General features: G+C 58.8%; 6 protein-coding genes. All 6 read right to left on the bottom strand.

Going from position 1 to position 6468, the window contains the following annotated elements; all coding sequences use genetic code 11:
- The coding region (locus EOM25_11275; protein NCC25755.1) for a type II and III secretion system protein at positions 1–509 on the bottom strand (509 nt) is incomplete at its 3' end.
- Positions 446–1453, bottom strand: coding sequence for a hypothetical protein (locus tag EOM25_11270; GenBank protein ID NCC25754.1), 1008 nt, complete (start codon positions 1451–1453; stop codon positions 446–448). The genes EOM25_11275 and EOM25_11270, both read right to left, overlap by 64 nt.
- The gene (locus EOM25_11265; GenBank protein ID NCC25753.1) at positions 1425–2366 is read right to left on the bottom strand and encodes a serine protease; all 942 of its coding nucleotides are present in this window, start codon (positions 2364–2366) and stop codon (positions 1425–1427) included. The genes EOM25_11270 and EOM25_11265 overlap by 29 nt, the downstream gene beginning before the upstream one ends.
- A 427-nt stretch (positions 2367–2793) precedes the next feature.
- On the bottom strand, positions 2794–3462 hold the full coding sequence (locus EOM25_11260) for a hypothetical protein (GenBank protein NCC25752.1): 669 nt from the start codon (positions 3460–3462) through the stop codon (positions 2794–2796).
- Positions 3459–5531 (bottom strand): hypothetical protein, encoded by a 2073-nt coding sequence (locus EOM25_11255; GenBank protein ID NCC25751.1) that lies wholly within the window; start codon positions 5529–5531, stop codon positions 3459–3461. The genes EOM25_11260 and EOM25_11255 overlap by 4 nt, the downstream gene beginning before the upstream one ends.
- A gap of 14 nt (positions 5532–5545) precedes the next feature.
- On the bottom strand, positions 5546–6468 hold a 923-nt coding region (locus EOM25_11250; protein NCC25750.1), incomplete at its 5' end, for a hypothetical protein.

Below are 6468 nucleotides of genomic sequence, written 5' to 3'. Positions count from 1 at the left end.
TCCTTCTTTATCAGGATGTCCATGCGCAGGTATTTTTCGTCGATGACGTGGGGGGTGATCTCCAGCCGGAGGACGGCGTCCTCGAATTTCACTTCTTTGTCCCCGTCGTCATAGCTGACATAGGGCACCCGCTCGCCGTTTTCGGTGAAGGCCATCTGGTTGTCCATGGTGGTGATGGACGGGCTGGAAAGGATGTTCAGTTTGTTCTGTTCCTGGAGGGCCGAGAGCTGGACCTCAAGGATGTTGCCGCCGATGGCTCCGACGAGCAGCCCCAGCCCCAGGCCGGCCGAGCCCAAACCCTGGGCGGTGGGGTCCATGCCGGGAAAATTCAGGCCCATACCCTGGCCGGACACGCCCCGGCCGTAGGTTGGGATATAGTCGCCGCCGAGGACCGGATCCTCCCCAGGATTGGTGCCCTGGCCGGTCAGGGATGATCCACCGGGGGTCAGGTAGAGGCGGTTGGCCTGACCGCCCGAGACCCAGGGCTGGGAGCGGAAGGCCCCCCCCATTGGATACCCAGGTTGCGGCCCTCCTGCTGGGTTGTCTCGACGATGTAGGCCTTGATCTGGATCTGGTCCGTGGGCCGGTCCAGCTTGGCGATGAGCTTGAGCATGAGGTCGATGTCCTCCTGGGTGGCCTGGAGGATGAGGGAGTTGGTGTGTTTGTCGGTGATGATATTGCCCCGGTCGGTGCGGATGACGGTTTTGCCTCCCTCGGAGTCCTGGTATGGGGTCGCGGCGACCTGGGTTTCCCGGACGTTCAGGGCCTGGGCGATGCGGTTTTTTCCGCCGATGGCCGCAGCCAGGGTTTTCTGGATGTCATCGATGTTGGCGAACTGGACCTTGACGATCTTGGTGATGATTTCCTGGTATTGTTTGAGCTGGGTCTTCTGTTCCTGCTGGCCGAGCATGACCTTGGTCAGGGCGGCCTCGCGCTCAATGTCCTTGAGGGTCAGGATGCGCAGGATGCTGCCCTGCCATTCCCAGGCGCAGCCCCGCTCGGCTAGGATGGCCTTGAAGACTTCGTCCCAGGGCACGTTCCTGATGTCCAAGCTGATGGTTCCTTCGACATTGGCCGATCCGAAGACGTTGACTCCGGCCTGGGAGGCCAGGGTCTCAATGACCACCTTGGCCGGAACGTTGCCGACTTTGATGGTCACCGGGGTGGTCGGGAGCTGTTTTTGGGGGGTGGTTCGACTCTCAGCGACCTCCTCCAGATCTTGGACAATGGTCTGGTCGATGGTCGACTCGTCCATGGTCTTGTCCGGGGTGTGGCCGCGGTACATTTCGGCCCGCTGCTCCCATTGCTCGAAAAAGGGGTCCTTGGGCGGCTGTTTCTTCGGTCCACAGGACGGAGTGAACAGAAGACACAGGACGACAAGCAAAGCCGTCCACGACGAAGTCGACAGAGGCCTGGGCCGGGGGTCAGTGGTCGGTGATGACGATGGTGCCATTGGATACCTCGGTCCGAAGTCGGGACCTGGTCAGTTTGAAAAAGTCCTCGACGTCCATGTACTGGTCATAGGGCAGGATCAAGGCCTGGTCCAGAAGGTCGATGAGGTGTAGGACGCCGATGCCGGCCCGCAGGGTGTAAATCTCGGCCTCGTTGCCCAGGCGGTTGACGCCCACGACACGGTTCATGGAATCGACAATGGGCCCGCCGCTCATGCCGGGCATGATCACTCCGTTGAATTGGAGATGCTGGACGCCGTTGATGGTCTCCCAACCGACAAAGATTCCTTCGGAAGAAACAAGAGAACCATCCTTGCTTCCGGGAAAGCCCTTGGCCGTGAGACGCATGCCCGTGGACAGGTTGTCGATGGACAGGGGAAAGGGCGTGCCGGGGATGTCGGTATAGAGCAGTGCCAAGTCGGTGGTTTGATCATAGGCCATGATCTTGTTGACGATGATCGCCTTCTGGTTGGTGGCAAAGCCAATGGTGTTGGCCCCGTCGATGACGTGGAAATTGGTGGCGATGATGTTGGAACGGACATAGAATCCAGTGCCCATGGCCATGCCGATGTCTGTGCCGGTGACGATCCGAACCGGAGTGGCAGTGCCTTGGCCATCCCCGGACGACGCTGCGTTCTGGGCGGCCGAAGCGATCAGGGGCAAAGCCATGAAGGCCAGAAGAAAGCCCGCGCCGAGGAGATGGATCAAGGGGTAAATGCAAAAGGCTTTCATGGCAGCTCCGAGTCGGATCCGGGCGAAGGCGGCGTGGGATCGGCCGGGGGCGGGGGCTCGGGATTGCCGATGTCCTCCCATGCGTCGGGCATGTCCCGGTACTTGACGACGATTTTCGTTCCCTGGGGACTGACGATATGGGCCTCTTCGGGAGTGATCCGCTCGAGGCGGTAATCGGGCCATTCAGTTCCCACGAGGCGGTCGCCGACAGAGAATTTCAGATCGTTGATGATGGCGTATCCCCGGCCTCCGATGTCCAGGAATCCGGTGTACATGAACAGTTCGGTCTCGATACGTCGTTCGGAAGAGGAGGTATTGGGCTGACGGAAAAAGGGGTCCCGCTGCCAGCCTCGGGAGACCAGGGTCAGGATTTCCCGCTGACGGGGCGTGAGGACCAGTTCTTCCCCCATGTTCGTGGTTTCGCGCTTCGGGGGCGTCGGGCTTTGGGCCGAGGTCGGAGGTGAAGCCGGAGCTGCCTGGGGAGCGACTGAAGCCGCAGACGGAGTCATGGGACGGACTGGTTTTTTTGACCCGCTGTCGATGAGGAGGAATATTCCAGCTCCAATGGCCACGGCCACGGTGGCTCCGAGAATGATCTTTTCCCTTTTGGTCATTGGATTGTCTCCTTAGCCTCATCTGTCCGGACAGCCGTGGGGCCCGGATCTTCGGCCAAGGGGGCGAGCTCGACAAGTATCTGGCATTGGAACAGTCGCTGATCGGCGTAGTCCTGGATCTGGGACTGGATAATGGAGTGGACGAAAGGCTGGCGGAGAAGGGTAAGGATCAGAGCCTGAATGTCGGCCAGGGAACCGGATCCGCCTAGATAAAAGAGGACGCCTCGCAGAGGGCCGGAAGAGACCTCCTCTTGGACCCGGACCTGTGGCGAGGTCAATCCCGATCCGAGAATAAGGTCGTTGAACAGCCCGGGAAGGGCAGCGGGTTCTTCGGAATAAGGGGCAGGGCTGGGCAGTGACCTGATCTTCAAGTTGGACACGTAGAGGTCCAGATTCTCGTCGTTTTTCCGCAGACGGGCCAGGAGATCTCGTTCTCGGCCGAGTTCGGTCTCTCGAGAGGAGATGCGCGTTGCGATTTCGTTTTCATGGGCTCGGGCCTGGGCTAAGTCCTGCTCGGTCCTGATCAAAGAATTCTCGGCCTGCCTTTCGCGCAGGAACTGGGGCCAGATCAGGGCCAGGGCCAAGACGGCCACGAAGATCAGGGCGGTCGCTAGAACGATGACCGATTTTCGAGGAAGACGGAAGAACGCGTTCCCCGGTTTCACGTCAGGATCTCCAGGAGGATGTTGAAGCGCAGGACGTTGCCAAGGCCTGGATAGATTTGGTCGAACCGGGCCACGTTACGGACATTGAACAGCCCCGAGGTGTCCAGGGCTGCCCGGTACTTGTAGAGAAGGAGCTTGAGATCCTCGTCATCGCTGCGGACGATGCCGTCGAGGATGACGAATTGTGACAGGGAGGGGATTTCTTCCTCCGCGGATGGGAACTCGACCTGGTAGGTTCCAAAGGGATCGGCCAGGATGATGTTTCGGCTGGGCTGGCCGAGGGTGCTTTCGTAGCGGATGTTCGTGACCTGACGGTCGAGAGGCAAGGCCGAGGGGTCGGCCATGTAGGTGAATATCCTGTGGAGGCGAATGGATTCCGGAGACAGGCGGATGATGTCGCCGATCACGGCTAGGGGCACATGCCGTCGGGCGTAGTCCTGAAGTCGGGTGTTCTTGGTCAGCATGGACTGCCGGAGGTTCTCGATCTCTTGGCCGTAGCTCTCATCGGTCAGTGCCTTGAGGCGGGATTCCAGCCGGGACAGGTTCTCGCTCACGGCGGAAACCTGGGCCTTGGCGTTCCGGATTTGGCGGTGGATGAATTCGGTCTGGGCGAATTTCCAGCCGAAGAGGGCAAGGCAGATCAAGACAACGGCCGAACAGGAGGCAACAATCGCCCAATGGGTCCGGTTTTCCTGCTGGGACAGGGCTTTTTCTCGGTGAGTGAAAATGAAGTTCGGAGTCCATGCGTTGTCTGAGAGGGCAAGGCCCACGGCTGGGGCCAGTGCGGCCCGCTCGTCCAGGCCCGCAGGCAGGGCCAGGATGCCGTCTCGGTTGGTGTCCGGCGGAAGGGGGTCGAGAATTTCCAGATTGCCCCCGAGTTGCCGGTCAATCTCGGCCACGAGCTTGCCATAGGTGCACAACGGCCCAGCCAGATAGACCTTTTCGACCGCGGCCTGGCTCGTAGTCTGAGAAAAGAATTCAAAGGTCCGCTCGATCTGCCGGATGAGCCTGGTCACGGCCGGGTTGATGACGTCGATGACCTTGATGTCCGGATGAACCCCATCCCGGGAGCCGTTCATGGACCGGGAGAGAAGGAGATCCCTGGCCGCCTGGAATCCGTTCTTGAGGCCGGTCTCGCCCCGGGTTCGGCCGGGCTCGGTCTGAAGATCCTCGTCCTCGAGCTGGGGATGGGCGGCCAACTCGTTTAGTCCATTCCATCCGGTGGCCCCGTGCTGTTCGGGCTGATTGTGGAGGTTCTCCATGTACTCGGCCAGAGTCTCGATCATGGAGTTGGTCCCGGTTTTGATTTCCCGGGTGAATGCCAGGTTTCCCGAAGCGTAGATGTCGATGCGAGACCAATCGCTGCCGATGAACACGTGGGCCACGCGTTCGTGGCCGCTGATCCAGCCCGTGCGGAGAATGTTCTGGAGGCAGAAGGGGACGATGGTCACACCGGTCAGGGAAACGCCAGCCTGGTTGAAGAGGCGGCGGACCTTTCGGACGGTGTCGTGGGGTATGGTCCATGCGGTGAGCTCCAGCTTGGGCGTGCCCTTGTCATCGACCTCCCCCAGGACTTCGAAATCGTACAGGGTGGTGTTGGCGTCAAACTTCTTGCGCCGCTGGAGATCCCAGTACACGGATTGGGCCGTTTGGGCCGGAGTCTTGGCGGCGGCCTTGGGCAGTCGGATGTGCTCGATCTCCACATCCTTGGAGGGCATGGAGACCCAGATGTCGGTCTTGGCGTAGGCCCGGCAGAAAGCCCCGATCTGGGCCTTGAGCAGGTTGATCAGGGCCAAGTCCTGGGCCGGCGGGGTGCCGAGGTCCACGGTTTTAACGTCCAGAAGAGAGAGCCGGTTGCCGCCCTGGACCTTGATCATGGCCAAACGCAAGGTCGTGGGGCCGAGGTCCACGCCAACGACTACTCCGGCCTTGGAGGACGGGCGCAGAGCCCGCAGACCGGGCTCGACCGGGCGGACTTTTTCCGTTCCCTGCCCGGCAGGAACGGATTTCTTTCCCCTAATGATGTCCAGGAGGTTTTCCGTGGACTGGACGACGTTCGGCTTGGGCATTCAGGGTTTGTTTTCTACTTTTGGGCGGAGCCAATATTGATGTTCAAGGCCTCGGATAATGTACCGCATTCGGCTTTGATGAACGCTTGGCCTGGGACAGATCCAGATATGTACTGAGTCCTTGCGCCATTTGGGCCTAAAATTTCAGCATAAGAAGTGAGATATCCCCCAGTCGAATCATTCAGAGTAAAGATTACTGTCTCACCAATTTGAATTTGGTCATCAGGATTAAAAATTATAGCCGTCAAGGACATTTTCTCGTTGAAAAATAAATATGAGGCATCGGCGACGAGGTCGAGTCGAGCGGTTAAATAATTTTTTTCAGATGGCAAATAGAGATTATTATCGAAAAAAATATTTAAATTTTGGAATGTATTTGTTTCATTTCCAAAAGAAACATAGACGAAATCGTTTCGGTCACCACAAGTCGCCGTTACCTTGGCACGACCTGAAGTAAGAGAGCTGACTGAAGTTTTGGCTTTGCCGTTGGCGTCGGTGACAGCGTAAGATGGAACAATTTTTCCGAACGTCGTGGAGAAATTGACCGTAACATTTTTCACAACATCTCCAAGTTCATCCCTGACAGTGGCAGAAAGACTGGCCAAATCGGGGAACTCTTCTTCAATGGCGAGAGAGATGTCGCCGATGCGGGCTATTTGAGACGTGACCACCAAGGGGAGCATGACGCTTGTAGCTCCGCCCGGAGCAACGACATACAGCTGATCCGTGCCCTCATATGGGCCGACTTCATGCAGCGTCCTGGCCCAGCCGGCTTCGTCGGTTGTGGCTGAATGGGAAAGAGTGGTTGCCCCGCTTTGATTGTCGGCCACGGCGAATATGATGTTTTTTTTGCCAATTCCAGTGTCCGACTCGTCCACGACTTGGACTTGCAGGGTGGTGGTGGCGCTGGGAGCGGCCGGGTTGGGGGAGGCAGAAA

It is taken from the genome of Deltaproteobacteria bacterium (assembly GCA_009929795.1).
In the GTDB taxonomy this organism is placed as follows: Bacteria; Desulfobacterota; Desulfovibrionia; order Desulfovibrionales; family Desulfomicrobiaceae; genus RZZR01.
The sequence above is the reverse complement of the archived record's forward strand: the minus strand, read 5'-3'. Positions and strand labels throughout refer to the sequence as shown.